The organism is Novosphingobium sp. BL-52-GroH (assembly GCF_044813085.1).
Classification (GTDB): domain Bacteria; phylum Pseudomonadota; class Alphaproteobacteria; order Sphingomonadales; family Sphingomonadaceae; genus Novosphingobium.
Window position 1 is genome coordinate 862,150 of sequence record NZ_CP171149.1, and the last position, 25,550, is coordinate 887,699.

A 25,550-nucleotide genomic window follows, 5' to 3' on the forward strand; every position below is an offset into this window, starting at 1 on the left:
CTTCAGGCCAGGTTGATGAGGATGTTGCCGAGGGCATCGACGGTGGCGATGCAGTCGGCCTCGATCAGCGTGGTGGAATCCATCTCGACGACGATCGCAGGGCCCGGAATCCGGTCGCCCTGCAGCAGCTTGGCGCGGTCGTAGATGGCGCCCTGCTTCATCTCCCCGTCCATCCACATCTGATGGTCAGCGATCTTCGCGGCCGAGGGATCGCCGGTGCCTACCGGCAGCTCGGCGGCAGGCAGGCTGGTCTCGATGCCCAGCGCCACGGCGCGCAGGTTCACGATTTCGTGCAGGGTATCCATGTTGAAGGTGAAGAGACGGCGGTGCTCCTCGTCGAAACGAGCGCGAATGCCTTCGAGGCCTTCGGCCGAAAGGCGCGCCGGATCGATCGAGAGCGGCACTTCGAACGCCTGGCCCTGGTAGCGCACGTCGATCTCGAACTGGCTGGCGATCTCGGCCTCGGGCACGCCTTCGGCGATCAGTTCGTCCCTGATCTGTGTCGCCATCTGTTCGAGGATCGCGAGGACTTCCGCCTCGTCGGTATCGACCATGCGCTTGGAGAACGAGCGCGCGGTCTCGGTGCGCATGCGCGTGGTCGCGTCGCCCAACGCGCACAGCACGCCCGGACCGACCGGCGAGACAGCGGGCCACGATCCCATCAGGCGCGCCACCGAGTTGACGTGGAGCGGCCCGGCGCCACCGAAGCCCATCAGCGCGAACTCGCGCGGATCGTAGCCCTGCTGCACGGAGATCATCCGCAGCGCGCCGAACATGTTCTCGTTGACGATGTCGATGATTCCGCGCGCGGCTTCCATCAGGCCGATGCCGAGGCGGTCGGCGATCGTCTGCACCGCCTGGATCGAGCCTTCGCGGTCGAGCTTGAAAGTGCCGCCCAGCAGTGCTTCGGGGAGATACCCCAGCACCACGTTGGCGTCGGTCACGGTCGGCAGGGTGCCGCCCTTGCCGTAGGCCACCGGCCCGGGCACCGCGCCGGCCGACTGCGGGCCGACGCGCAGTGCGCCGGTCAATTCGGGGACGTACGCGATCGAGCCGCCGCCCGCGCCCACCGTCTTGACGTCGAGCGCCGAGGCGCGGACCGAGAGGTGGCCGACTTCGGTGGTGCGCACCCGCCGCGCGTCGAGGTTCTCGATCAGCGCGACGTCGGTGGAGGTGCCGCCTACGTCGAGCGTCAGGATGTTCCTGAGCCCCGCGTTGCGCGCCACCCACAGCGCCCCGGTGACGCCGCCCGCCGGACCCGACATCAGCAGCGAAACGGGGTGCTCCTCGGACTTCTCCGAGGTCATCAGCCCGCCGTCGGAACGCAGCAGCGACAGCCGGCCCGCCATGCCGAGCGCGCGCAGTTTGGTGCGCAAGTTGGAGACGTAGCGGCTCACCACCGGGCGCACCGCGGCATTGGCGACGGTGGTGAGAGTGCGCTCGTATTCCTGCATCTCGGGCAGGACCTGATGGCTGAGCGAGACTGGAATGCCGGGCAGGATCTCGGCCGCCAGCTCGCCCACGCGCAGCTCGTGGGCACCGTTGAGGTAGCCGTTCATCAGGCTGACGGTCAGCGCCTCGACGCCCTGGTCCTTGAGCGTTTCGAGCGCGGCGCGGATGTCGGCGTCGTCGATCGGGCGGATTTCCTGCCCGTGCGCGCTCATCCGGCCCTTGATCTCGACGGTGTCCTCCAGCTTCGCCAGCGGTTCGGGCTTGGGCCAGACGATCCAGCCGGCCAGCCCGCCCGGCACGAAGCTGCGGGCGATCTGCATGATGTGGCGATAGCCCTCGGTGACGACGAGCCCGACCCGTGCGCCCTTGCCTTCCAGCACCGCGTTGGTCGCGACGGTGGTGCCGTGGAGGAACAAGTCGATGTCCGAAGCCGCGATCCCGGCCAGCGCGCAGACTGCCTCGGTCCCGGTGAGGATGCCGATCGAGCTGTCCTGCGGGGTCGAGGGCGTCTTGTGGCGCCAGAACCGGCCGCTGTCCTCGTCGAACAGGAGGAAGTCGGTGAAGGTGCCGCCCACGTCGACACCCAGACGATAACCCATCAGATTGACTCCTGGAGCGCTACGGCCGGAAAGTTGCCGGCGATCGAAACCATGCCGCGAAGCGGGCCGCCCATGACCCCTTCCATCCACCGCGAAGCCTCGATGATGCGGTCGAGGTCGAGGCCGGTGGCGATCCCCGAACGTTCGAACATGTAGACCACGTCCTCGGTCGGCACGTTGCCGGTGGCCTTGGGCGCGAAGGGGCAGCCGCCGAGGCCACCGAGGGAAGTATCGACCACACTGGCGCCCGCCGCCACCGCGATCCACGCGTTGGCAAGGCCGGTGTTGCGGGTGTTGTGGAAGTGCACGCGCACCGGGATCGGGCCGACTTCGGCGACGACCGCGCGTACCAGCGCATCGACCTGTCCCGGGGAGGCAACGCCGATGGTGTCGGCCAGCGCGATCTCGCGGGGGCCGGCCTCGGCCAGCGTGCGGGCCATGGCCACGACGTGCGCTGCCGAAACCTCGCCCTCGAACGGGCAGCCGAAGGCGGCGCCGATGGTCGCCTGACCGCCCTTGCCGGCGGCGATGGCGTTGCGCACGATCTCCGCGGCGATAGCGACCGATTCCGCGCTGGTCTGGCCTTGGTTGCGCATCGCGAACGTATCGGTGGCGACGCAGACCGCGCCAGCCTCGTCGATCCCGGCGGCTAGCGCCCGGTCGAGCCCCCGCTGGTTCATGACCAGGCCGATATAGGTGACGTCGTCGCGCCGGGGCAGCATCGCCACCAGTTCGTCGGTGCCCGCCATCTGCGGCACTTTCTTCGGGTTTACGAAGCTGCCGACCTCGATCCGCCGCGCACCGAAGGCGATCGAACGGGCGATCAGTTCCGCCTTGTCCTCCAGCGAGACGAGGACCTTCTCGTTCTGCAACCCGTCGCGCGGGGCGACCTCGACGATCTCGATGCCGCTCACCGGCCTTGCTCCAGCGAGCCGAGATAGGCGATGATAGCGTCTTCGGAGACGACGTCGGCGTACTTGGCGTTCATGTCGAAGAGGTTGGCCTCGTGCGGCCCGGGATGCCGGTCGCCGCAACCCTCGGCGACGACGGCGGTGCGGAAGCCGTGCGAGACCGAGTCGATGCAGCTCGCGCGCACGCAGCCGCTGGTCGACAGTCCGGTGAGGATCACCTGGTCGATCCCGCGCGCGGTCAGCGTGGAGGCGAGCGACGTGCCGAAGAAGGCGCTGGGGTACTGCTTGGACAGGACGATTTCGTCCGCGTGGGGCACGAGCCCTTGCGGCCAGGCGCCCATCGGGCTGCCCGCCTCGAACGCGCGCAGGGCCGGCACCTTCTCGAAGAAGCGCCCCCCGTCGACACCGCCGGAATGATAGACCACGTTGGTCAGGATCACCGGCACGCCGGCTGCGCGCGCCGCTTCGCGCACGCGCAACGCGGATGCCAGCGCTTCCTCGACACCGGCGTAGAGCGGGCTTTCGGGCGCGAAGTAGGCTTCCACGAAATCGATGAGGATCAGCGCGGGCGAGCGCCCGAAGCCGGCTTTGCCGCCGAACGCGACAGCATAGTTCTCTTTCAGCGCATCGTCACTCATTGCCCGTCCCGGCTCCCATCGAACGTTGCGGGCCGTCTGCCCGCGAAGGCAGTGACCCCACCGAATCCCGGCATGATCGCCCGCATTATGGGCTCACTTTAGTATACAAATTCGGGAGCCGTCAACCGTGCTGGTCAGCCTCCCTCGTTCAAAGGCGCATATATGCTCCGCGAAAGAGCAAGAGGTCGGCCGTTTCCTCGGGAAACCGCGCAAATCCATATTGGTATGCAAATTATTCGGATAACCTACAAAATATCCGCATAACGAAACAGCCTCGCGACACCTCCACGACGCAGTGATTGTCGCATTGCCCCGTTGCTTGCGGAACAACATCATGGTGCCTTCCCATCCACGATTTCGCGCAACATGCCCGAAAGGACCGGATGGACCTCCCCCTCGCCACGAGCCTGATCGACGGTGCTCCAGGCCGCGCCCAGCGCGGCCACCGGATCGAGGTGATCGACCCTGCCGCCGAGCTTGCCCCGTGCGAACTGGCGAAGGCGGATGCAGCCGCCGTCGCACGCGCGGTCCGCTCCGCCCGCCGCGCCTTGGCGGCGCACTGATCGTCCCGCGCACGTTCCCGTGCGTCCAGCATCAAGACGCGCGACCCCGATGCGGCTAGGGTGCCGGCGATGCCCCAAGGAGGTCCTGCATGAGTGTCGCCGAAATCCCGTCCCCCGTCCTGACCGTGGCCGCCTGGCGCGGCGACAAGCTGATGGAGGGGCAGGACTGGGTCTATGAACTCGACGCGGCCCAGATCGCCGAACTGGAGGAACTGGGCAAGCGCTTCCTCGATGCCGATCCCGACTTGCGCTTCGTCCAGGCCGAGGAATACCCGCTCGACGCCTGCGCCGATGCCGTGCAATCGTGGCGCGAGGACGTCGATTTCGGGCGCGGCTTCGTGCTGGTCCGGGGCCTTCGGTCCGATTACTATTCGGACGCTCTGTCCTCGGCGATCTACTACGTGCTGGGCCTGCACATGGGCGATGCCATCCGCCAGAACGAGATGGGCGACCTGCTCGACCACGTCTACGCCACGTCGGACAAGACCATGGACGATCCCACCGCGCTCTCGTCCAAAGTCCGCGACAAGCTGGTCTACCACTCCGACAGCTCGGACATCGTCGCGCTGATGTGCCTGCGCGGAGCGAAGGAAGGCGGGCTGTCCTGCCTCGTCTCGGGGGCGGAAATCTACAACGAGATCCTGCGCCGCCGCCCGGACCTGGCACACCTGCTGCTCGAACCGTTCAACTGGGACTGGCGCCGGCAGGACCACAACGCGCCGGCGGACACCTACACCTCCCCGGTGGTGAGCGTGGAGGACGGCGTGTTCTCGATGTACGCAGGCTCGCTCTACATCCTGACCGCCCAGGAATATCCCGGCGTGCCCAAGCTGACCGAGGACCAGATCGAAGTGCTGCGCCTCTTCGACGAGATCACCTACGAGCCCGGCATGGCCATCGCGATGGACTTCCGCCCGGGCGACATCCAGTGGCTATCGAACTACGCCGCGCTTCATTCGCGCACCATATTCGAGGACTGGCCCGAACCCCAGCGCAAGCGCCACCTCCTACGGCTGTGGCTGTCGAGCAAGACCGATCGGCCGGTGGTGCCGGGCTTCGGCAAGAACGGCGTCGTCCAGCACCGCTCCGAGCATCGCGAAGGTACGGAACATCCCGAGGCGCGATTCAGCATCCGCACGATGTCGGTGCCGCGGCTGATTTCGTAGGGACGAATTCCTGCAGAATTGAAGGCTGGACTTTCAAAGGGGCGGCCGGGATTAAGGCGAGATGCGTTCTGCGATGATCCTGGCCGCCGCCTGCGGCCTCACCCTTGCGGGCCTCCCCGCCTATGCCGCTCCAGCCCCGTCCCCTGCCCGCTCCGGCGTCTGGGCCGGGGCATGGGGCTATGCCCCGGCCGACGCCTCGGCCAGCGAGCCCGAGACGCCGCCGGGCACGTATCGCTACCGCGTTCGCCTGACCCAGGCGGGCGATGCCCTGCAGCTCACCTTCAGCAATGCCGAAGGCGCCTCCCCCCTCGCCATCGCTTCGGCAAGCATCGCAAGTCCGGCCGGGGCGGTCGGCACCGACCCCCTGCCCCACACGGTGCATCCGCTCACGTTCTCGGGTAACCACGCGGTCGCTCTGCCCAAGGGCCATGCGGCGATCAGCGATCCGCTGGTGGTGCCGGTGGCGAACGGCCAAGACCTGATCGTCAGCGTCACGTTTTCCACCCCGACGCGGCTTGCCTGGACCAACCTCGGCCTCGAGATGGCCTTTGCTCCCGCCACGCCGAACGCACCCTTCACGCCCGTCAAGGCTCGCACGTTCCTCTCGCTCGTCTCGGTCCGCGCACCGGTGGCCCCATGCACGGTGGTCGCCTTCGGGGATTCGATCACCGACGGTTTCCTCGGCCTCTCCCCCCAGACACGCGGCTGGCCCGGACGCCTCGCCGAGCGCATGGCGCAGTTGCCCGCAAGCCGGCGCTGCGGCGTGGTCAACATGGGCATCAGCGGCAACCGAGTGCTGCGCCCGGGCCGAGCCACATCCGCGCTCGACCGCTTCTGGCGCGACGTGGCGAGCGTGCCCAACGTCACCCACGTGATCTTCCTCGAAGGCATCAACGACATCGGTGCGAGCGGCAGCGGTGCCGATGCAGTCACGCCCGAAGACCTGATCCGCGGTTACCGCCAGTTCGTGGCCCGCGCCCATGCGCTGGGGATCAAGGTGATCGGCGGCACTATCACGCCGGCGTTGCACGCGGGATACATGTCGCCCGCCAAGGAGGCCACGCGCACGGCGGTGAACACGGCGATCCGAACCGGCAGGCTGTTCGACGGCGTGGTCGATTTCGACGCAGCGGTACGCAATCCCGCCGCCCCCGCCGACTTGCGCCCCGACTTCGATCCCGGCGACCACCTGCATCCCAACGACGCCGGCCTTCGCGCCATGGGCGACGCCGTGGACTTGTCGCTGCTGGCGCCTAAGGGGTGATTGCCTGCTGCGCGGGCTTTGTCCCGCGCGGGGCCCGGGCATCGGGCCTGACGGGTTACGCCTCGCCCTGCAATGCCGCCCAGCTTCGCGCGAAGGCGTGCGCGTTGGCGGCGATTTCCCGGGTGGTGGCGCCGGCCTTGTAGAGCGCAGACCCGAGCCCGAAGCCGTTTGCGCCTGCCGTGAGCCAGGGCGCCATGTTGTCGGGGCCGATGCCTCCCACGGCGAACAGTGGGGTCTCCCTGGGCAACACCGCGCGCTGGGCCTTGACGACGGCGGGGGTCGCTGCCTCGGCCGGGAACAGTTTGAGGCCGCTGGCGCCCGCCGCCAGGGCGGCAAAGGCCTCGCTCGGGGTGAAGTACCCGGGCAGCGAGACCATGCCGCGCGCCGCGCTCTCCGCGATCACCGCGACGTCGGTGTTGGGCGAGACGATCATCGCGCCGCCGGCTTCCTGAACTTGCGCGACTTGCGCGGGCGTCAGCACCGTGCCGGCACCGACGATCGCCCGCTCGCCCACCCTGCGCGCGAGGCGCTCGATGCTGGCCAGCGGATCAGGCGAGTTGAGCGGCACTTCGATCAGCGTGAACCCCGCCTCGACGAGCGCATCGCCGGCGGCCTCGACCTCGTCGGGGCGGATGCCGCGCAGGATGGCGATCAGCGGCAGGGCAGCCAGAGCGGAGGCGAAGTCGGTCATGATGATGCGTTCCTGATGCGGGTGATGCCGGCGACGAACGAGGCGTGGCTGTCGACCAGCACGGCCTGTCCCCCGGCGATGGTGATGGCAGCGGAGTAGAGCCGTCCGAGCAGTCCGTCCGCGAGCAGGTACACGCTCTGCCCCGGCGCGATGCGCGCCCGGCAATCGGCGCCGATCAGCAGCCCGCTGACATAGGCCGCCGCCGTGCCCGGCTGGCGCCTGCCGAGGACCGCGGCGGCGCGCACGCCGAACAGCGCTGCGAGCAAGTCGGCGTCGGCACTGGCCACGACGCCCTCGCGGAAGGCATCGCCGGCATCGACCTCGCCCGCCATTTCGCTGCCGATCAGCGCATGGGCCTTGAGGATGGCGAACATCTCGCCGGTCATGGCGGTGGTGAAATCGGCGATGGCGCCGCCCTTCATGACCGCCCACTTGTTGTGAGTGCCCGGCTGGCACAACAGCGCGTCGGCCGGCGCCAGCCCGGACGCCGCGGCGCCGAGAAGCTGCACTTCCTCGCCACGCATGACGTCGGCCCTCGTCCTGCCGTTCATGCCCATCGCATCGACGCAAACGCCCGGCACGATGGCGACGCCGTCACAGGGATGAACGAGACCGGCAACGACCGTCTCGATCGTCGCCGGGCAGGGGACGTAGCCGGCATCGTGCCAGCCCCGGTTCGATCCGACCATGCCCGCCATGACCACCGGCAGCCCGTCGAACCGCCCGCGCAGTTCGGCGACCAGCGAAGGGAAGTCACCGGCGGGGACCGAGAGGATGCCCCTGTCGTCGCGTTCGGTGGCGACGACTTCGCCGTTCTCGATCCGGTAGGCGCGCCGGTTGGTCGTGCCCCAGTCCACTGCGATGAAGGACGTGCCGCTCATCGAAACGCCGCGTAAAGAACGCAAGGGACAAGCACCACTGCAATCGCTCCTGCCTTGAACCGGGCCGACGTGGAATGACGCAGGTGCCTGGCCGAAAACGCTTCCTTGCGGGCCAGACTACGCCAACGGGCGTCGACCGGCACCAGCGTCGCAATTTATCCTATAAATAATCTTTATTGCTTCGCAAGAGCGATCGTGGCGTTTGTTGCCACGTAGCACCAACGGCCCTGCCAGTCCGCCATTCCATTGCCATGAGGCCCTCAGCGACAAATTATCCTATTTATCATGTTATTTGACTTATCATATCAAAGCACCTTGTCTGGTTCGTTCAGGCCATTACCATAGGCAGTGCGACAGGATCGAACCCCGTGTGTGGGCCAGACCGGCAAGGACAGGTTCGTGACAGGCTCTCCCCATCTCGTCGTCGACGAGCCCGCGGCCCAACTCGGCCGTAATCTGACTTATGGCCTGCTGAACACCATCGGCCGCGCCATCGTCACCGGCCAGTTCGAGAATGCGGTGTTCCCGACCGAAGCCGACCTTGCCCGGCAGCACGGGGTCAGCCGGTCGGTCACGCGCGAGGCGGTCAAGATGCTGACCGCAAAAGGGCTGTTGAGCGCCCGGCCCCGCCAGGGCACCACGGTTCAGCCGACGTCCTCGTGGAACCTGTTCGACACCGACGTGCTGCGCTGGATGCTCGAGCGCCAGCTATCGGTGGACCTGTTGCGCCAGTTCAACGAGCTGCGCGTCTCGGTGGAACCCGAGGCCGCCGCGCTCGCCGCCCGTGTCGCGGACGAGGAAGACCTGCGACGGATCGACGGCGGCCTCGAGCGCATGCAGGCGGCGGAGCGCGGACTGGACGACCCGCTGGAGGCGGACATCGCCTTCCACGTGGCCGTGCTGCGCGCCTCGAAAAACCCATTCTACATCCAGTTGCGCGACGTCGTCGGCACCGCGTTGCGCACCTCGATCCGATTCACCAACCACATCAAGGGGCGCACCGCCGACGTCGCCGAACACGCCAAGGTACGCGACGCCATCGCTGCGCGCGATCCCCAGGCCGCCCGTGCAGCCATGCGCACGATCATCGGCGACGTGCTCGGCCTCATCGCGGAACGCCAGCCGCCCGAGGCCTGAACGGGCACGTGCCGGAGTCCCCTTGTCAGGCCAGCGAGCTAGTCTCTCCGGCCGGCCGTGGGAGAGCGAGGCTGGCCATGGCGATCGGAACCATCGCAATGCCGATGCCGAGCAGGGCTGGGCCATAACCGCCGGTCGCGTCCGCCACCATTCCCGCCACCCACGGCCCGATCGCTGCCAGTCCCGCCAGAGTCCAGATCGCACCGAGGCTGGCCGAACCGCCGGCCGGCCCGAAGTAGCGTACCAGCAGCAGCGTCACCGCCAGCGTCGCACCGCCGACCCCAGCGCCCAGCAGCAGCGCGAAGGCATGAAGCGCCATCGGCTCCCGGCTCCCGGCCAGGATGACCATGCCCCCAGCGCAGGCGGCGAGCAGGGCCGGCAACATCCGGCGCGGGCCAAGGCGCACGGAGAAGTGGCCGAGCAGCCCGGTGGCCAAAGCGCTCGCGATACCCTCGATGCCGAGCAGGCGGGCAGCGAAATCGCTGGTGAGCCCCTGGGCCGCCAGATGCGCCGGCGCGACGCTCGACACAGTGACCAGGCAGAGTTGGCTGGCGACCACGCTGGTCGCGAGCAGGACAAAGATCGGCGAGCGCAAGACCCGCCCAAGGCCGCCGCTCTCCCCGGCAGGCAGCTCGGCCACGGGCGGCTCGCGCAGGCACAAGGCGCAGAATATGGCATTCGCGGTGCAGAGCAGGACGACTACAGCGCTGTACGCCCGCCAGCCGCTCTGCGCGATGAGCGCCTGCGCCGCCGGGGGGCCCAGTGCATTGCCGAGCATCGCCACCATCAGGTAAAGCCCGATCAGCCTCGGCGCGCGATCGCCCGCCCAGCCCGAAACGAGGTAGACGCCGGGCGTGTTGCCACTGAGCGAAAAGCCGATCCCGGCCAGTCCCGCGCCTACGTAGAGCTGCGCCAGGCTCGCCGTGCTCCACAGCACCACAAAGGCGCAGCCGAGCACGACCTGGCCCAGGACGATCGTGCGGCTCGCGCCGATCCGGCGGATCAGCACCACCGGCATCGGCGCGCCGGCACAGGCGCCAAGCACGACGAGCATGTACGCCATGCCGGTATCGGCGGCCGACCAGCCGAGATCCCGCCCCATCGCGAAGAGCGCCAGCCCGAAGGCGGCGAAGACCACTGCCTGCGCCAGCACCAGCGCGCTCGACACCGCCGTCACCACCGCCAGTTCGCGGCGGCGGTCCGGAACGCCTGCGCTCAACGCGGCACGTCGCCCAGGATCTGCACCCGGAAGCCCGAGCGGACTTGCGGGAAATAGTCCCAGATCGCCGAGTGCTGCGCGCAGCGGTTGTCCCAGAACGCGATAGAATGCTGCGCCCACGGGAAGCGGCACTGGAACAGCGGATGTTTCACATGGTCGAACAGGAACGCCAGCAACGCATCGCTCTCGGGACGCGGGATGCCTTCGATGTAGGTGGTGAAGCCCTTGTTGACGTAGATCGCCTTGCGCCCGGTCGAGGGGTGGGTTCGGATCACCGGATGGCTCGTGCGCGGCAGGGTCATGCCATCGGGCGTGATGCCACCGAAGCCGACGACCGCGTCGTGCATGGCGGTCAAGCCTTCGAGGTACGCCTTCATCCGGTCGGAGAGCGCATCGTAGGCGGCGTACATGTTAGAGAACGCGGTGTCGCCGCCGACGGGCGGTACGGTGTGCAGGTAGAGCACAGAACCCAGCGGCGGCTCGGTGTCGCAGCTCATGTCCGAGTGCCAGTCCTCGCCGGCGACGAAGGTGGAGTTCGCGTCGGCGTGGATGATCGTAACTTCGGGATGGCCCGGCGCCTGCCACGGCTTGGTGCTGGGCGCGATATGGATTCCGCCGAAGTAGTTGGCAAATCGCTTGTGCGCCTCGTGGTCGATCGGCTGGTCGCGGAAGAAGATCACCAGCCTGTCGTCCAGCGCGCGGTGCAGTTCCTTTACCTGGATGTCCGACAGGGGCCGGGTCAGGTCCACGCCCGAGACGATCCCGCCCATGCCGGGGGTGACCGGCGTCACCGTGATTGCCGAATATTCCACTGAAATCGTTCCTTGCTTGGTATCGGGGGTGGGACGCGTCACGCGATCGGCCATGCGGAAAGCAACGGCAGGCCCGAGCGCGCCAGCACCGCGTCGGCCATCGCCTGCCCTTGCGCGTAGAGCGCGTCCTCGTCGATGGTGGTGCAGCGAAAATCGTCGACCACGCGAAGGCCGTCGACCCACACCGAATGCACGCCGCTGCCGTCCGCCGACCAAACGAGCTGGTCCACCGCGTTGTTGATCGGTTGCCAGAACGGGCGACGAGTGTCGTGGGCGACGATGTCGGCCTTTCTGCCGGCCTCCAGACTGCCGATCAAGCCGCCAAGGCCCAGCACTTTCGCCCCGTTGAGCGTCGCCATTTCCAGGACCTCGTGGGCCGGGAACAACGAACGGTCCTGCCGCGCGTCCTTGAACAGCGCGGCCATCAGCGTGACCACTTTCATCATGTCGTGATTGTCGGCGCCATCGGTGCCAAGCGCGATGTTGACGCCCGCCTGCGCCATCTCGGGGAACAGGCCGTGCTTCCCCACGCCGTAGCCGCAGCGGATCGAAGCGCCGGGGCAATGCGTGACGCTGGTGCCGCTCGCCGCCACCAGCGCCGCTTCCTCGGCATCGATGTGGACCATGTGGACGAGGTTGAGATGCGGGCCGAGCACGCCCAGGTCGCCCAGGTGCACCACCGGTCGCTTGCCGGTATTGGCGAGATACCATTCGGAATCGCCCGCAACCGGGCTCATGTGCGCAGAAATCCCCGTGCCCGTCCGCTTCGCCAGCGCCGCGACCTGCCGCCACAGTTCGTCCGTCGCGGTCATGTGGCCGATGAGATTGGGCCAGGCGGCGATGCGCCGGCCGTCCTGCGGATAGGCTTCGAGGTCCCGTTCCAGCGCTGCATATGCCTCGCGGGTGAGGACTTGCGCGTCGGCCGAGGGGTCCCAGGCGCGGTCCTCGGTCCAGCGGCCGGTGCGGGCGCGGATGCCGGTGCTCTCGATAGCGGCCATGACTTCGTCGAAGGCGATGATGGTGCCGGCTTCGAGGAATGTCGTCGTCCCCGAGCGCAGCATCGCGGCGATGGCGAGCTTCGCGCTGACCGCCTGCTCAGCGGCGGTGTGGCCCTTGTAGAGCGGGATCACCCATTCGCCCAGTTCCTCGTCGAAGGGCAGCGCTTCGGGGATGAAGCCACGGATCAGGGTCTCGGTGACGTGGACGTGGCAGTTGACGAAGCCCGGCGTCAGCACGAAGCGGCGACCGTCGATCACGTCTCGCGCGGCGATGCCGGCAAGCTCGGCGCTGGGGCCGACCGCGACGATGGTGTCGCCCGCGAAGGCCACCGCGCCGTCGCGGATAACACGGCGCCCGGCATCCATCGTGATGACCGTCGCGCCGGTGATAAGAGTATCTGCCTGCATTCGTCCCCGCCGTCCTTGCGCTGCCACTTTAACGCAGGACCGCCTTCGGGCTTGTCCGAGCGCGGCGCAATTGTTGACGCACTTCCTCGTCCCGACCCTGTTCCGGGACCGCTGGATACTCTTGAGGCGATAGCCAGCCATGGGCCAACGCAGCGTCCCGCCGTGCTGCAAGGTGACGCGGCCTTGCCAGCGGTCCCGGATCAAGTCCGGGACGACGATGCGCTGCTCAACCCGCTGGCGGCGCCGGCACCGCGCAAAGGCCCTTGTCGATCAGTTGCCGCGCCGCGCGGAACAGCAGCGGCTCGTTCCCTGCCGCGCTGACGAGCTGGATGCCCAGCGGCATCGCGAAGTCGCCCGCCAGCGGCAGGACCAGCGCGGGCAAGCCCATCAGGCTGATCGGCTGGGTGTAGATACCCAGGTGGCTGCGCGCCGGGATCGACTTTCCCTCGAACGTCATCACCGGATCGGCGATCGTTGGCGCGAAGCCGGGCGCGGCCGGTGTGAACAGGACGTCGGCCAGCTCGAACTGGCGGCGCAGGCGTGCCTGGATCCAGCTTCGGAAGCGCTGGGCGGCCAGATAGTCGTCGCTCGGCAGCAGGAGGCCCGCCAGCATGCGGTCGCGCACCGGCGGCTCGAACTGCATAGGATCGGCTTCCAGCGCGGGACGGTGCAGGCTGGCGCCTTCCGCCGCGATGATGACCGAGGCGGCGGCGCGGGCGATCTCGGAATGCGGCAGCTCGAAGCTGACACGGCCGAGGCGGTTCCAGAATGCGTCGAGGGGCCCGCGCATCTCCTCGGAGATGTTGTCGTCAAACCAGCTCATCAGGCGGCCGAAGGAAATTTCGCCGCGCAGCGCGTCGGAGCGTTCGGGGGCGCCTTCGCGCAGGATCGTGCGGACCAGCGCCACGTCGTCAAGATCACGGCCCAGCGCGCCGACGACGTCGAGGCTTTCGACGAAGGGGTAGACGCCCTCTCGCGGCAGGTCGCCATACGTGGGCTTGAGGCCGATCACACCGCACAGTCCGGCAGGGACACGCAGCGATCCGTTAGTATCAAACGCGAGGCTGATCGGCACTGTCCCCGTCGCCACAGCCACCGCCGAACCACCCGCCGCGCCGCCGGCGACACGGCTCTCGTCGTGGGGGTTGCGAGTAGTGCCGTAGTGGGTGTTCATGGTGACGAAGCCGTAGCCGAACTCGTCCATGTTCTGAGTGCCGATGAGCACCGCCCCCGCCGCTTCGAGCAGGACGATGGCCCTGGCGTCGCGGCTGGCGAAGGCGGCATGGCGGCGAGTGCGCGACCCGGCGGTGGTGATTTCGCCGGCAACGTCGAACAAGTCGGCGACACCGAAGGGAACGCCTGCCAGCGGCCCCGGATCGAGACCCGCCTCGACCAGCTTGTCGACCGAGGCGGCGCGCAGCAGCGCGCGCTTGCGCAGGAGCCGCGTGAAGCCGCTGCGATCGGTGCCGAGCGCCTCGGCATGATCGAGCGCCCGGAGGCACAAGTCGACGGCCGTGGCCTCGCCCTTGCGCACCTGTGCGGCCATGGCGATCGCGGTAGGAAAAACCATGCTCAGGCCTCGAAGCGCATGGCGCTGGCACTGCGCGGATCGAGCGCGAAGGCGCGCAAGGTGGCGACGTGGTCCTGCAGGACGACGAGGTTCGAAAGTACGCCGGGCACGCATTCTTCCGGCGCGGAGATGCCGGCTTCGGCCATGCGCGTGCGCACGCTGTCCTCGCTCGGCCGCCTGGCGCTCGATGGGGCCGCCTTCCCGCTCGCCTGGGTCACCGCCATCCTCCTTCTCGCGCCGAAATACCTTGCGGCACCCTTACAGCCTTGCCTACCGGCGGCAAGGCCGTTCGCGAGCATACGTCTTCCGGCCGGGCCGGGGAGGGTCGGCAGCATCGAGGCGCCGGCGTCCCCCACCGGGCCGCCGGCGACGGGCACTCACCCGAAGCGGAAGGCCGAGATGTCCGCCATCATCACGTTGTCGCCGAACACCTTCGCGCCCGGCGAGTCCCCGCCTGCGCCCGCCGCGACCATCAGCGGCAACAGGTGTTCCTCGCGCGGGTGGGAAAGGCGCCCCGCCGGCGCCTCGGCCCAGTGCGCCAGGTTCACGTCGCGTTCGCCCGGAGCAGCCTCGACGGCACTCGTCAGCCACTGGTCGAACACTGCCGAAGGCCGCGTGGCCGAGGGCGTGCGGAAGCCACGCATGTTGTGGTAGCTCATGCCCGAGCCGACGATCAGGATGCCCTCGTCGCGCAGCGGCGCCAGCGCGCGGCCGGCGGCGATGTGCTCGGCCGGGTCGAGGTCCGCCTTGAGCGAAAGTGGCACGACCGGGATCGAGGCTTCGGGGTCGATCAGCAGGAACGGCACGAAGACGCCGTGGTCGAACCCGCGGGCAGGGTCGGTGCGCGCCGGCAGGCCGGCCTCGGTCAGCAGCGAGACGATGCGTTCCGCCAGTTGCGGGGCACCGGGAGCCGGGTACTTCAACTCGTAGGTATGCGGTGGGAAACCATAGTAGTCGTAGATCATCCCCGGCTCGACCGCGGCCGAGGCAGTGAAGGCCGACTCTTCCCAATGGCCCGAGATCACGACGATCCCCTTGGGCTTCTCCGGCAGCGTCGAGACGAGCGCGCGCAGCCAGGCTTCGGTCTTGTCCCAGGTGTCGGCCGGGCCACCCATCACGGACCAGTCCATGAAGAAGCAGGGTCCGCCGCCGTGGGGAATGAAGAAAGTGGGCATCCGGGTATCGGAGGCAGTGATCCCGGCCGTCTGAACATTCATCGCAGCGAATCGTCCCTTGCTGAATTTACCGGCCGGCCCCTGCATAGGGAGCCTTTCCGGTGTCGATTGCAAGTTCGTGTCGGCCGGGCTTCCGCGCAAGGGCACATAGTTGACGGCGCGCGAAGGATTTGTTGCGGCGCGGCGATAAACGCTTGGGATCGCGCCCGCGCGGGGATTTACTCGGGCACATTCGGAAAACTGGAGACCCGTTTATGCCCGACGCTTCCCGGGACCGTGCCGCCACCCATCTCGCCATCGCCGCCACGACCGGCAATCTGGTGTGTATCACCGCAGCCATCAGCGCGACTTTCGGAACGTTCCTGGTGCCGATCACGCAGGAGCTGGGCTGGTCGCGCGCGGCGGTATCCGGCGTGCTGGGGCTCATCGCGATCCTCTCTGCGATCAGCTACCCGGTGATCGGGCGGACGATGGACCGGGTGGGAGCGCGCCCGCTGATCCTGGGCGGCAACTTCGCGCTCGGGCTGCTGGTCGCGAGCCTGTCGCAGACCACGGACAATATCTGGCTGTTCTATCTCCAGTTCGGCGCAATCGGCCTGGCCGGCGCAGTCTGCGCGGCGCCGATGATCGCGAAGGTCGTCTCCAACTGGTTCGACAAGCGGCGTGGGCTCATGCTGGGCATGACCGCGGGCGTCGGCAACGGCGTCGGCGCGACGGTGATGCCGATCGTCGCCGGCCTGCTGCTGCCGGCGATCGGTTGGCGCGCGACGTATGGCGCGATCGGGCTCATCGTCATCCTCGTGGGGTTTCCCGTCATGTGGCTGTGGCTGCACGACACGCCGGCCAGCGCCGCACGCACTCCGCCCGCGTCCAAGCCGGTGATCGAGGGCATGACCCTGCGCGAGGCGGCGGCCACCCGTCACTTCTGGGTCCTGCTGATCGCGGTGGCGAGCGGCGGCGGCGGCATGACCGCGGTGTTCACCCACGTCGTGCCGATGATGACCGACCGCGGTTTCGGCCTGGGCGAGGCGACCGGCACGATCGCTATCTTCGCGCTCGTCACCGCTGCCTGGCAGGTGGTGACCGGTGGCCTGCTCGACCGCCTGCGCACGCCGCTGCTGGTGGTGCCGATGTACGGCGCCGCGATAGCCGGCCTCGGCCTCCTCCAGTTCGGGCACGGCAGCCTGGCAATGGTCGCCGCCGGCGTGCTTCTGGGCGTGGGCATGGGCGCGGAATACGGGGCGCTGTCCTACTTCTGCTCGCGCTACTTCGGGCTCAAGCACTTCGGCTCGATCAATTCGGTCCTCTACGCCGCCGTGATCCTGGCCCAGGGCCTGACGCCAGCGGTGATGGACCTGAGCTACGGCCGCACCGGCTCCTACGACCAGGCGGCTCTGGCGATCATCGGGACGCTGGGGGTAGGCACGGCGCTGCTGTTCCTGCTTCCCGGGATCGGTGCCGACGGGCGCACCCGGGTGCGGCGGGCGGGGGCCGCGGAACCGGCCGGAGATCTCGCGCTCACCCCAGGCTAAAGCCGGATGACATTACGCTGACGCTCGCAACGACGATCCAATGCAAAGGCGGCGCGCTCCCTAACGCCAGTCACGGAAATTCGGCCTGCACCCGCACCCGGTCGATCGACGAGAGGCTTTCGGCGACCCAGCGGTCGAAGGCCTCGTGCAGGACCGGACGGATTTCGACATAGTCCCCGGGCCGGGCCGACAGCGCCACGAAACCGCGCTCCGCCGCGCCTTTGAGCACGTTCTTGACGTAAGTGCGCGATACACCGCCCTGTTCGGCCGCATGGGAGTAGAACCCGGGCGCGGTGCGGTTCCCGGCGCCGCCACGCACGGACTGCATCAGGATCATCAGCAGCCGGAAGCCCACCGCCTCCTGCACGAAATAGTCCATTGGCGGGTTGGCGCTCATGATCTCGTTGGCGATGGCCAGCGTCCTGAGGCCCGAGAGGCGGAAGGCGCGCTGGTAGGCACGGTCGCGATTCAGCGCCGGCCGATAGTCCACTTCGGGCCGCAAAACCGTCAACGGTGCGTGGAAGACCGCGATCCATTCGCTGTCGGCCAGGATCGCGCGGGGGCTCGCACGCAGCAACCGGACGCGACGGTCATGCGGAGCCGGGAGACTGTCCAGCAGGTCGTCGCGGCGCAGGTTGGCGACGAGATCGGCGATCCGCCGTCCCGGCGCGATGCCCATCTTTGGCAGCACCTCGTTGAGGACCTGCATCGAGACCCCGCTCTCGCGACTTTCGGGGTCGTGCATCGCATCGAGGGACACGATGAGCATGAACGAAACGCCGCGCTCGTATTCGATCAGCCCCCGCAGCCGCCGGTCACCAAGGTAAAGCCCGGCGAGTCCATCGATCAGCATCGCCTTGGCCTCGTGGAAACGCGGATGAGCGCCCACCCCGCCCACCGAAATGTGATCGGCGTCGGCGTTCTCGGCTCTCCAGTCCTGCTGCATCTGACCCCATGCCGACCCGTCGCAACCGCATTGGCCACGCACAAACTTTCGTTAACCATCTACGTGAAGTTATGGCAATGAAATTACGCCATTTTTCCCTCGAGATGCGGGCATGAAAAATGGCCCAGCAGCCGGAGAGCCGCTGAGCCAAGGAGAAAGGCGGATTTGCATCCGGCCTTCGGGTCGCTCCCGCCGAATACCGAGATGAGAACCCTTCGCAACGAAACAATTCCGTTGTATCGCCGCCCCGATCGCCAGCACCCAGGCACGGCGCGCGAAAGCACCGCTATCCCTGCGCCTGCTTCCATTCGACGATGCGGAACTTGAAGAAGCTCTCCGCTTCGGCCTGCAGGAATCCGGTGACGTTCTGGTACAGCCGTTCGAACACGTCGCCGCTGGTCTGGAGGCCGGGAGCCGTCCGCCCCTGCCCGACCGCCATCACGCCATACTCGTAATCGCGGCGGAAACGCTCGAGCGTGAGTTGCGCGGATCGGAAATGATGCCACTCCTCGCCCCAGCGGAATTGCGTATCGAGCGCCGCCAGGATCGCTACTCCCACCGCCACGACCGTCGACCACGATCGATCGGAGCCTATGGTGAGAGCGGGCAGCGAAGCGCTGCCGACGACGAGACCCAGCCGCAGCGCCACGAAAACGACCATGGCCCTGTCCGCCAGCCACTTCATGCGCCTGATGTTCCGGTCGACCCCGGCGAGATACTCGACCTCGAATTGCGTCCCCGTCATGCCGCACCCTCCGGTAGCATCGGACATGATAGGCAGAAATGGCGCGATTACTCTACCGCAACTTGTACGAAACTTGACCTCGACGCGAAAAAAGGAGCCCAACCTTTGCAGGGCGGGCTCCCAGTGTTCCCCGTCAGGAGTGGGGTCGTCCTTTACTCGGGCTGGAACTTGCCCGGATCGATCACGGTGCCCTTGGCCGGGAAGATGCGCCGCTCGATCCGGGCGTGGACGCCCAGGGTGCCGTCGACGACCTGGGTGATCCCGAAGTCCGCCGCTACGCTCATCAGCGAATAGGCGTCGTTCTTGCTCAGTCCCTGCTGTTCGTGGAGCAGGTGGAGCATGTCCATCGAGCAGTTCTTCATCGCCTGGTCGAGGTCTTCGCCGAAGCCGTGGACGATCCAGTTATCCGGGGTCTCGAGCAACGGCGAGGGGAAGTCGAAGTCCTTGCGCAGGATGATCTGGAACAGGCAGTCGAGCGAAGCCTCGATCGCGGTGCCGGAAATCTCGCCGTCGCCCTGGCTGACGTGGGGGTCGCCGATGGAGAACAGCCCGCCCTTGACCTGGCACTTGTAGAACATCGTCGAGCCCGCGCCGATGCGCCAGTTGTCGATGTTGCCGCCATGGAGCCCCGGCGGGATGGTCGAGACCGGCTCGTTGACCGCCGGTGCCACGCCTGCTGTGCCCAGGTGCGGGCGCGCGGGGATGGTGATGCCGGGCAGCGCTGGCTGGCGGTCGCACACAGGGCAGTTGGTGATCGTGCCGGGGACGAGGTATTCGCCTTTGAAATCATAGGCATAAAGCGCGTGCGCGGTGTTGGCGATAGGGTCCAGCTCGTAGATCGTCACACGTTCCTGCTTGCCGAATTCCTCGTAGAGATGGCCCCAATTGGCGGCGAGGTTCGAGCCGTAGTTGTTGCGCGGCACCATCTGGAGATAGCGCACCTCGATCATGTCGCCCGGTTCCGCGCCCTCGATGTAGATCGGCCCGGTCATGATGTGGACGCCCGGCGCGCGGCTGGCCGGGTCGACCTCGCGGAAGATGCGCTCGACGCCTTCGTCGAACATCAGGTCGGGGGCGTCGCCCGCATGGTGGGTGATCGCCTCGGCATGGACGAGGTCGCCGCTCTTGATCGTGAGGGCCGGCTTGATGTCGGGTGAGAAGTATCCCCAGTGTATGGTCTCCGGCGTGGCCTTGAGATGCCAGATCGCCGAGGGGCGAACCTGCGCCTTTGGCGAACCCAGAGTGGTGACCGAAGCCATGCATTGCCCCTTTTGCTGCTGTGAGGTTTCCAGGCCCTCAACTTCGCGGGGATGGGCAAAAGGGTCTTGGCCCTGCGCGCCCTCCGAGTTGAACCTCCTCGTCGGCCCGGGCTCGACCCGGCACCGCAAGCAGCCGCGCCCGCCTCGAAACCGGGCGTAACGCTGCGGTGGGCCATGGCGAGCGCACCTAAAGGATATTCCATGGTCCCGGATCAAGTCCGGGACGGCGCAGGGGCCCCGTCAACAAACCGGACGCCTGCCGCCAAGAGCCTCGCGCCCGATTGGCGCACACCCTCGCCATCGAGACCGCAAGGAACAGACCCATGCCCAATACGCTCATCTTCGTGGACCTGCCCGCCGACGATCCCGCCGCCGCCGGCCGGTTCTACGCCGAAGTCTTCGGCTGGCGCGATGACCACAAGCCGGAAGGCGTCTATCACCGCATGGTGCCCGGAGGCATGTTCCCCAATCCCGACGGCACCGACAGTGAGATCGGCAATTTGCACGTCGGCATCTTCGATCCCGCCAACGCCCGCCCACACCCCGACGCCGAGGGCATCGCCCCCCGCGCCATCGCCACGGAGGGCCGCAAGCCGCGCATCTGGGTCCTCATCAGCGACGACGACACGCCCGAACGCATCCTCTCGGCCGCCGAGGAACGCGGCGCCACGGTGCTGTGGCGCAACCACTTCTGGAGCACCTTCAACGGCCTCAACCACTGCTTCCGGGACCCCTGGGGCAATGAGATCCTTCTGTGGGGCAAGGCCGGCGACCCGCCGAAGATTCCGGACGACTATACACGCGAGTAAAGTCGAACGGCCCGTTCGCGATGGCGCTCGCGCGGACCACGGGTTCGCAAATGCACTCTTGCCTTCGCAGGTGCGGTATGCAGACATCGCCGCAGGCCGCACCTGCATACGATGCAACAGCTTCAGGGAAGTTCACCATGTCCGCCCGCACGATGTCCGACGCCTTCATCGAGTCCCTCACTGCCTCCGCGGTCGATCTCAGCGAGGCGGTCACGCTGCCGCCCGAGTGCTACACCGGCACCGACTTCTACGAGTTCGAGAAGGAAGCGCTCTACTTCAACGAGTGGCAGTGCGTCGGCCGCGAATCCTGGATCGCGGAGCCTGGCGAGTTCTTCACCACCCGCACCGTCAACGAGCCGATCATCGTCGCACGCAACCTCACCGGCGAGATCAACGCGATGTCGGCGGTGTGCCAGCACCGCGCGATGCTGGTGGCCGAGGGCGCGGGCAAGGCACGCGGCTTCCTGTGCCCCTATCACCACTGGAGCTACTCGCTCGACGGCGCGCTGGTGGCGGCGCCCGCGATGAACAAGACCTGCAATTTCGACCGCAAGGAAAACGGCCTGCCGCGTTTCGCCGTCGAAATCTGGAACGGCTTCATCTTCGTCAACTTCGACGTGAATGCCGCCCCGCTCGGGCCCCGCCTCGCCAAAGTGGCCGAGGCGATCTCCGGCTACGACCTCGCCAACGCGGAAGGCCCCAGGCCCGACCCGGCGGCCAAGCTGCCGTGGAACTGGAAGGTGATGTTCGAGAACAACAACGACGGCTACCACGCCAGCCGCCTGCACGCCGGGCCACTGCACGATTTCGTGCCATCGGGCCGCGCCGAGTTCCCGCATTCCGAGCCCGAGGATGCCGGCTTCCTGCGCTTCAACGGCACCCTGCACCCCGACGCCAGCTTCAACGCCACCCAACGCGCGGTCCTGCCGGTGTTCCCCGGCCTTACCGACGAGGGCCGCAGCCGCATGACTTTCGCCAATGTGCCGCCCTCGCTAAGCCTGGTGATGATGAGCGACATGGTGATCTACCTCATCCTGCGCCCCGACGGTCCTGAATCGCACGAGCTGGAAACCGGCTTCCTGTTCGCGCCGGGCGCCATGGCGGAACCCAACTTCGAGAACCTGCTTGACATGAACCTGTCCGCCTCGGGCAAGATCATCGCGCAGGACATGCATGTCGATGGACTGGTGCAGGAAGGCCTGCGCTCCCGCTTCGCGCCGCGCGGCCGATATTCGTGGCAGGAAGGCGCGCAAGGGCAGTTCAACAAGTGGCTGGTCCACCGTTACCGCAATGCACACAAGCGTCTGGCGGGCACTGCGGCGATCGACTAGGCTGAGCTTGCCCATATCGTTCCGTCCTTGCGAGGGCCACAGGCCCGAAGCAGCCCAGGGCAGCGCAAACCGCCCTGGGCTGCTTCGTTTCGCTAGCAATGATGGCGTATGGGGCACAGGAGAGCGCTTTGTACCAGCGCAACAATTGAGGATAAATCCGGCATGACCGGCGTGCGATTGACGACCAATGCCTATCCGCACGACCAGCGGCTGGAGGCGTGGCGTTTTGCGCTGCAGCGCGTCAGCCTCGAACTCGATTCCGACAACGAAGACATCTATGGAGACCTCGTCAGCTTCACCAGCGGCCAGAAGATCCAGTTCATCCGCTGCACCGGCACCGCCCAGTCGATGAACCTCGATTTCCGGCAGGAAGCACGCTGCTTCTGGCTGGTACTTCTGCTCGAAGGCCGCCTCGTCGCGACCAGCACGGGGGGCAGCGGCGAGACGATCGTCGAGATCGGGGAAGGCGACATGGTCTACGGCGGTGGCGACACCCGCTGCCGGATCGGCACGGCCGGCGATTTCCGCCTGTTGATCGTCAAGGTCCCACACAGCCTCCCCGCGCTCAAGTCGCGCTCGCAACTCCCAACCGAGATCAGCGACCTCATCGCCGACACCGCCGTCGGCCGCATGATGTCGAGCCTGCTGCGCACCGTGGCCGACACCATCCTCGACATCTCGGACGACCAGATCCGCCCGGTCGAGCTGGCTCTGCCCGAGATGATCGCCGCCACCCTGCTTGACCGTGCGCCCGCCAAGGCGCTGGGCGGGGCTGCGGGCGGGCGCGCTGCGATCCTCGAGCGAGTGTTCCAGTCGATCGAGATGCGGCTGTCCGATCCCAATCTCAACACCCACCAAATCGCCAGCGAGCACAACATCTCGCCCCGCTACCTGCAGAAGCTGTTCGAATCGCACGGCGAGAGCTTCGGCCACTACGTCAAGCTCCGCCGCCTCGAACGCTGCCGGCTGGACCTTGGCAGTCCGCTGCACGCCCAGCGCTCGATCTCGGAAATCCTGTTCCAGTGGGGCTTCAACGACAGCGCCTCGTTCTCCCGCGCCTTCCGCGAGCAGTACGGGATGAGCCCGCGCGAATACCGCAAGTCGCCCGAGAGCGTCGGCGCCTCGGCCGAGGCGCCCCGGCGCGGCCGCCCGGAAAAGGCGCGCGACGTGCGGCTGGAAAACCGCGAACCGGCGAGCGAGCTGGTCGCTCCCGGCGGCGATGCCCTGCCCGCGCTGGACGATGCCGCGCGAACCCGCCGTCATCATTTCCTGCCGGCCCGCCCCGACACCATCCACTGGGGCTATTTCAGCCGCTCGCTCACGCCGGCGCTGGAAGTGCGCTCGGGCGACTACGTGACGATCGAGACGCTCACCCACCACGCCAACGACGACGCCGAGCGCATGATCGAAGGCGACGCGGGCGCCGAAGCTGTGTTCCACTGGACCGCCGAGGGCAAAGCGGTCGAACGGCGCGGCGCCGGCCCGTTCGACGCCTCGGCCTTGGGACGCGGCCCCGGCGAGGGCTTCGGCGTCCACATCTGCACCGGCCCCATCGCCATCGAGGGCGCCCGCCCCGGCGACGTGATCGAGGTCCGCATCCTCGACATGGAAGCCCGCCCCAGCCAGAATCCGCGCTTTGCCGGGCGGTCTTTCGGCAGCAACGTCGCCGCCTATTGGGGCTTCCACTACAACGACCTGCTGACCGAGCCCAAGGGCCGCGAAGTCATCACCATCTACGAGATGGACGACGAACCCGGCCGCGCCACCGCGCAGGCGGTCTACTCCTATCGCTGGACCCCGCAGACCGACCCCTCGGGCGTAGTCCACGAGCGCTACGACTATCCCGGCGTGCCCGTCGATCCCGAGACGATCACCCGCAACTTCGACGTCCTGCGCGACGTGACGATCCCGGTGCGTCCGCACTTCGGCGTGATCGCACTGGCGCCGGCGCATTCGGAACTGATCGATTCGGTCCCGCCCGCCAACTTCGGCGGCAACATCGACAACTGGCGGCTGGGCAAGGGCGCAAGCTGCTTCCTGCCGGTGGGCGTGCCCGGCGGGCTGCTGTCGATGGGCGATCCCCACGCGAGCCAGGGCGATAGCGAACTGTGTGGCACCGCCATCGAATGCGCGATGACGGCGGTGATCCAGGTGATACTCCACCCCGCCAAGACCAGCCGCAAGTACATTCGCGACATCGACTATCCCATGATCGAGACGCCCGACGAATGGGTGATCCTGGGCTTCTCGCACCCCGACTACCTCAAGGAACTGGGCGCCAACGCGCAGAGCGAGGTCTACAAGCAAAGCTCCATCGACGCCGCCATGCGCGACGCCTTCCGCAAGGCCCGCCGCTTCCTGATGACCATCCGCGACCTGACCGAGGACGAGGCGATCTCGCTGCTGTCGGTGGGGGTGGACTTCGGGATCAGCCAGGTCGCGAACGGCAACTGGGGCGTGCACGCAGTCATCAGGAAAAGTCTGTTCTCGTCATGATCCACTCCCTTGGGGGGCCGCCCCGAAGCGGGGGTGGCGAGGCACCATCGTAGAACGAGACGTCACGGACTACGCGGCTGACCCTCCAACACCCCTCCCCGTTTCGGGGCGGACTATGCCGCTCCCACGCTCGTCGTCAGGTGCTTCCACGCTTCGAACTGCCCGCCCAGCATTTCGAACTCGCGCGTCGCATAGCCCAGCGCATCGTTGCCCAGCAGCAGCACCAGCGGCGGTTCGGACGATGTCACCGCCGCCACGATCGCCTGCGCTATGAGGTCCGGGTCGCTCGGCTCCTCGCCGTGGTGGCCGGTCAGGACCGCGCGCGCCGTGTGCGCCGTCTCCGCGTAGTCCGAAATCGTCGGCTCGGCCCCCAGCAGGCGCGCGGCGGCGAATTCGGTGCGCATGCCGCCGGGCGCCACGTTGGTGACCTTGATGCCCAGCGGGTTCACCTCCTGCGCGAGCGTGCGCCCGATGCAGTCGAGCGCGAACTTCGATGCACCGTAGATCGCCGTACCGTTCCAGCAGGCCATGCCGCTGATCGAGCCGACGTTGACGATGTGCCCGGCGCGGCGCGCGCGCAAGTGTGGCAGCGCCGCCTGAATCACCGCCAGCGCGCCCCATACGTTGACATCGAACAGCGCCCTGGCGTCGGCGATCGGAGTCTCCTCCACCGCGCCGGTATAGCCGAGCCCCGCGTTGTTGACGACGAAGTCGAGCCCGCCGGTCCGCGCCTCGGCCGCATCGACGACGGCAGCGACGGCAGCCGCGTCGGTCACGTCGAGCACCATGCCGATCGCCTTGTCGCCCAGCGCCTCGAACGCGCTCGCCGCTTCGGCACTGCGCACCGTGCCGACGACCGTATCGCCGGCCTCGAGCGCGGCCAGGGCCAGGGCCCTGCCCAGTCCGGTGCTGACGCCGGTGATGAACCAGTTGCTCATTTCGATCTCC

23 protein-coding genes are annotated in these 25,550 nt (G+C 67.6%); 8 read left to right on the forward strand and 15 right to left on the reverse strand.

Going from position 1 to position 25,550, the window contains the following annotated elements; genetic code table 11:
• Positions 1-2 precede the first annotated feature (2 nt).
• The 3 genes from ACFFDA_RS03770 to ACFFDA_RS03780 are packed head-to-tail and all read right to left on the reverse strand — an operon-like array spanning position 3 to position 3,600.
• Complete coding sequence (locus tag ACFFDA_RS03770) at positions 3-2,051, reverse strand: hydantoinase/oxoprolinase family protein (RefSeq protein WP_404478252.1); 2,049 nt, start codon at positions 2,049-2,051, stop codon at positions 3-5.
• Positions 2,051-2,965, reverse strand: coding sequence for a hydroxymethylglutaryl-CoA lyase (locus ACFFDA_RS03775; protein ID WP_404478253.1), 915 nt, complete (start codon positions 2,963-2,965; stop codon positions 2,051-2,053). Before ACFFDA_RS03775 ends, ACFFDA_RS03770 begins: the two co-directional genes overlap by 1 nt.
• Entirely contained in the window at positions 2,962-3,600 is a 639-nt protein-coding gene (locus ACFFDA_RS03780) for an isochorismatase family protein (RefSeq protein ID WP_404478254.1), read from the reverse strand. The genes ACFFDA_RS03775 and ACFFDA_RS03780 overlap by 4 nt, the downstream gene beginning before the upstream one ends.
• 383 nt (positions 3,601-3,983) lie before the next feature.
• Here ACFFDA_RS03780 and ACFFDA_RS03785 point away from each other — a divergent pair, with 383 nt between their 5' ends.
• From ACFFDA_RS03785 to ACFFDA_RS03795, 3 genes are all read left to right on the forward strand, one after another.
• A complete protein-coding gene (locus ACFFDA_RS03785) occupies positions 3,984-4,163 on the forward strand; it encodes a hypothetical protein (RefSeq protein ID WP_404478255.1) in 180 nt (59 codons plus the stop codon).
• Between the two features lie 89 nt (positions 4,164-4,252).
• Positions 4,253-5,329, forward strand: coding sequence for a TauD/TfdA family dioxygenase (locus tag ACFFDA_RS03790; RefSeq protein WP_404478256.1), 1,077 nt, complete (start codon positions 4,253-4,255; stop codon positions 5,327-5,329).
• Positions 5,330-5,390: 61 nt separating this feature from the next.
• The gene (locus ACFFDA_RS03795; protein ID WP_404478257.1) at positions 5,391-6,593 is read left to right on the forward strand and encodes an SGNH/GDSL hydrolase family protein; all 1,203 of its coding nucleotides are present in this window, start codon (positions 5,391-5,393) and stop codon (positions 6,591-6,593) included.
• A gap of 55 nt (positions 6,594-6,648) precedes the next feature.
• Here ACFFDA_RS03795 and ACFFDA_RS03800 read toward each other — a convergent pair whose 3' ends face one another.
• Complete coding sequence (locus ACFFDA_RS03800; protein ID WP_404478258.1) at positions 6,649-7,284, reverse strand: 2-dehydro-3-deoxy-6-phosphogalactonate aldolase; 636 nt, start codon at positions 7,282-7,284, stop codon at positions 6,649-6,651.
• Positions 7,281-8,165, reverse strand: a complete 885-nt coding sequence (locus ACFFDA_RS03805; protein WP_404478259.1) for a 2-dehydro-3-deoxygalactonokinase — start codon at positions 8,163-8,165, stop codon at positions 7,281-7,283. The genes ACFFDA_RS03800 and ACFFDA_RS03805 overlap by 4 nt, the downstream gene beginning before the upstream one ends.
• 399 nt (positions 8,166-8,564) lie before the next feature.
• On the opposite strand from ACFFDA_RS03805, the gene ACFFDA_RS03810 reads away from it, so the two are divergent.
• Complete coding sequence (locus ACFFDA_RS03810) at positions 8,565-9,302, forward strand: FadR/GntR family transcriptional regulator (protein ID WP_404478260.1); 738 nt, start codon at positions 8,565-8,567, stop codon at positions 9,300-9,302.
• A gap of 25 nt (positions 9,303-9,327) precedes the next feature.
• On the opposite strand, the gene ACFFDA_RS03815 is transcribed toward ACFFDA_RS03810, so the two are convergent.
• From ACFFDA_RS03815 to ACFFDA_RS03840, 6 genes are all read right to left on the reverse strand, one after another.
• Entirely contained in the window at positions 9,328-10,521 is a 1,194-nt protein-coding gene (locus tag ACFFDA_RS03815; protein ID WP_404478261.1) for a CynX/NimT family MFS transporter, read from the reverse strand.
• Positions 10,518-11,333, reverse strand: a complete 816-nt coding sequence (locus ACFFDA_RS03820) for a TauD/TfdA dioxygenase family protein (protein WP_404478262.1) — start codon at positions 11,331-11,333, stop codon at positions 10,518-10,520. The genes ACFFDA_RS03815 and ACFFDA_RS03820 overlap by 4 nt, the downstream gene beginning before the upstream one ends.
• 38 nt (positions 11,334-11,371) lie before the next feature.
• On the reverse strand, positions 11,372-12,739 hold the full coding sequence (locus ACFFDA_RS03825; RefSeq protein WP_404478263.1) for an amidohydrolase family protein: 1,368 nt from the start codon (positions 12,737-12,739) through the stop codon (positions 11,372-11,374).
• Positions 12,740-12,965: 226 nt separating this feature from the next.
• Complete coding sequence (locus tag ACFFDA_RS03830; protein ID WP_404478264.1) at positions 12,966-14,309, reverse strand: AtzE family amidohydrolase; 1,344 nt, start codon at positions 14,307-14,309, stop codon at positions 12,966-12,968.
• Positions 14,310-14,311: 2 nt separating this feature from the next.
• On the reverse strand, positions 14,312-14,533 hold the full coding sequence (locus tag ACFFDA_RS03835; RefSeq protein ID WP_404478266.1) for a hypothetical protein: 222 nt from the start codon (positions 14,531-14,533) through the stop codon (positions 14,312-14,314).
• A gap of 153 nt (positions 14,534-14,686) precedes the next feature.
• Positions 14,687-15,526 carry a DODA-type extradiol aromatic ring-opening family dioxygenase gene (locus ACFFDA_RS03840; RefSeq protein ID WP_404478267.1) on the reverse strand — a complete coding sequence of 280 codons (840 nt, stop codon included), beginning with the start codon at positions 15,524-15,526 and terminating at the stop codon, positions 14,687-14,689.
• Between the two features lie 212 nt (positions 15,527-15,738).
• On the opposite strand from ACFFDA_RS03840, the gene ACFFDA_RS03845 reads away from it, so the two are divergent.
• A complete protein-coding gene (locus tag ACFFDA_RS03845; RefSeq protein WP_404478268.1) occupies positions 15,739-17,016 on the forward strand; it encodes an MFS transporter in 1,278 nt (425 codons plus the stop codon).
• Positions 17,017-17,086: 70 nt separating this feature from the next.
• Here the strand turns inward: ACFFDA_RS03845 and ACFFDA_RS03850 are convergent, their stop codons facing one another.
• From ACFFDA_RS03850 to ACFFDA_RS03860, 3 genes are all read right to left on the reverse strand, one after another.
• Positions 17,087-17,962: a hypothetical protein gene (locus ACFFDA_RS03850; RefSeq protein WP_404478269.1), complete on the reverse strand. Its 876-nt coding sequence runs from the start codon at positions 17,960-17,962 to the stop codon at positions 17,087-17,089.
• Positions 17,963-18,248: 286 nt separating this feature from the next.
• Positions 18,249-18,707, reverse strand: a complete 459-nt coding sequence (locus ACFFDA_RS03855) for a DUF4231 domain-containing protein (protein WP_404478270.1) — start codon at positions 18,705-18,707, stop codon at positions 18,249-18,251.
• Positions 18,708-18,859: 152 nt separating this feature from the next.
• Positions 18,860-19,966: an acetamidase/formamidase family protein gene (locus tag ACFFDA_RS03860; RefSeq protein WP_404478271.1), complete on the reverse strand. Its 1,107-nt coding sequence runs from the start codon at positions 19,964-19,966 to the stop codon at positions 18,860-18,862.
• Between the two features lie 323 nt (positions 19,967-20,289).
• On the opposite strand from ACFFDA_RS03860, the gene ACFFDA_RS03865 reads away from it, so the two are divergent.
• The 3 genes from ACFFDA_RS03865 (at position 20,290) to ACFFDA_RS03875 (ending at position 24,602) form a co-directional block, all read left to right on the forward strand.
• Complete coding sequence (locus ACFFDA_RS03865; RefSeq protein ID WP_404478272.1) at positions 20,290-20,775, forward strand: VOC family protein; 486 nt, start codon at positions 20,290-20,292, stop codon at positions 20,773-20,775.
• A 137-nt stretch (positions 20,776-20,912) separates the two neighbouring features.
• Positions 20,913-22,106: an aromatic ring-hydroxylating dioxygenase subunit alpha gene (locus tag ACFFDA_RS03870; RefSeq protein ID WP_404478273.1), complete on the forward strand. Its 1,194-nt coding sequence runs from the start codon at positions 20,913-20,915 to the stop codon at positions 22,104-22,106.
• A 162-nt stretch (positions 22,107-22,268) separates the two neighbouring features.
• Positions 22,269-24,602 carry an acetamidase/formamidase family protein gene (locus tag ACFFDA_RS03875; protein ID WP_404478274.1) on the forward strand — a complete coding sequence of 778 codons (2,334 nt, stop codon included), beginning with the start codon at positions 22,269-22,271 and terminating at the stop codon, positions 24,600-24,602.
• A 113-nt stretch (positions 24,603-24,715) separates the two neighbouring features.
• On the opposite strand, the gene ACFFDA_RS03880 is transcribed toward ACFFDA_RS03875, so the two are convergent.
• Positions 24,716-25,540 carry an oxidoreductase gene (locus tag ACFFDA_RS03880; RefSeq protein WP_404478275.1) on the reverse strand — a complete coding sequence of 275 codons (825 nt, stop codon included), beginning with the start codon at positions 25,538-25,540 and terminating at the stop codon, positions 24,716-24,718.
• Positions 25,541-25,550 lie beyond the last annotated feature (10 nt).

Bases quoted from the DNA above. Each gene is read 5' to 3' on its own strand.
- ACFFDA_RS03770 (WP_404478252.1), bottom strand. From the start codon at position 2,051: ATGGGTTATCGTCTGGGTGTCGACGTGGGCGGCACCTTCACCGACTTC.
- ACFFDA_RS03780 (WP_404478254.1), bottom strand. From the start codon at position 3,600: ATGAGTGACGATGCGCTGAAAGAGAACTATGCTGTCGCGTTCGGCGGC.
- ACFFDA_RS03785 (WP_404478255.1), top strand. From the start codon at position 3,984: ATGGACCTCCCCCTCGCCACGAGCCTGATCGACGGTGCTCCAGGCCGC.
- ACFFDA_RS03790 (WP_404478256.1), top strand. From the start codon at position 4,253: ATGAGTGTCGCCGAAATCCCGTCCCCCGTCCTGACCGTGGCCGCCTGG.
- ACFFDA_RS03795 (WP_404478257.1), top strand. From the start codon at position 5,391: ATGCGTTCTGCGATGATCCTGGCCGCCGCCTGCGGCCTCACCCTTGCG.
- ACFFDA_RS03800 (WP_404478258.1), bottom strand. From the start codon at position 7,284: ATGACCGACTTCGCCTCCGCTCTGGCTGCCCTGCCGCTGATCGCCATC.
- ACFFDA_RS03805 (WP_404478259.1), bottom strand. From the start codon at position 8,165: ATGAGCGGCACGTCCTTCATCGCAGTGGACTGGGGCACGACCAACCGG.
- ACFFDA_RS03825 (WP_404478263.1), bottom strand. From the start codon at position 12,739: ATGCAGGCAGATACTCTTATCACCGGCGCGACGGTCATCACGATGGAT.
- ACFFDA_RS03830 (WP_404478264.1), bottom strand. From the start codon at position 14,309: ATGGTTTTTCCTACCGCGATCGCCATGGCCGCACAGGTGCGCAAGGGC.
- ACFFDA_RS03835 (WP_404478266.1), bottom strand. From the start codon at position 14,533: ATGGCGGTGACCCAGGCGAGCGGGAAGGCGGCCCCATCGAGCGCCAGG.
- ACFFDA_RS03840 (WP_404478267.1), bottom strand. From the start codon at position 15,526: ATGAATGTTCAGACGGCCGGGATCACTGCCTCCGATACCCGGATGCCC.
- ACFFDA_RS03845 (WP_404478268.1), top strand. From the start codon at position 15,739: ATGCCCGACGCTTCCCGGGACCGTGCCGCCACCCATCTCGCCATCGCC.
- ACFFDA_RS03850 (WP_404478269.1), bottom strand. From the start codon at position 17,962: ATGCAGCAGGACTGGAGAGCCGAGAACGCCGACGCCGATCACATTTCG.
- ACFFDA_RS03855 (WP_404478270.1), bottom strand. From the start codon at position 18,707: ATGACGGGGACGCAATTCGAGGTCGAGTATCTCGCCGGGGTCGACCGG.
- ACFFDA_RS03860 (WP_404478271.1), bottom strand. From the start codon at position 19,966: ATGGCTTCGGTCACCACTCTGGGTTCGCCAAAGGCGCAGGTTCGCCCC.
- ACFFDA_RS03865 (WP_404478272.1), top strand. From the start codon at position 20,290: ATGCCCAATACGCTCATCTTCGTGGACCTGCCCGCCGACGATCCCGCC.
- ACFFDA_RS03870 (WP_404478273.1), top strand. From the start codon at position 20,913: ATGTCCGCCCGCACGATGTCCGACGCCTTCATCGAGTCCCTCACTGCC.
- ACFFDA_RS03875 (WP_404478274.1), top strand. From the start codon at position 22,269: ATGACCGGCGTGCGATTGACGACCAATGCCTATCCGCACGACCAGCGG.
- ACFFDA_RS03880 (WP_404478275.1), bottom strand. From the start codon at position 25,540: ATGAGCAACTGGTTCATCACCGGCGTCAGCACCGGACTGGGCAGGGCC.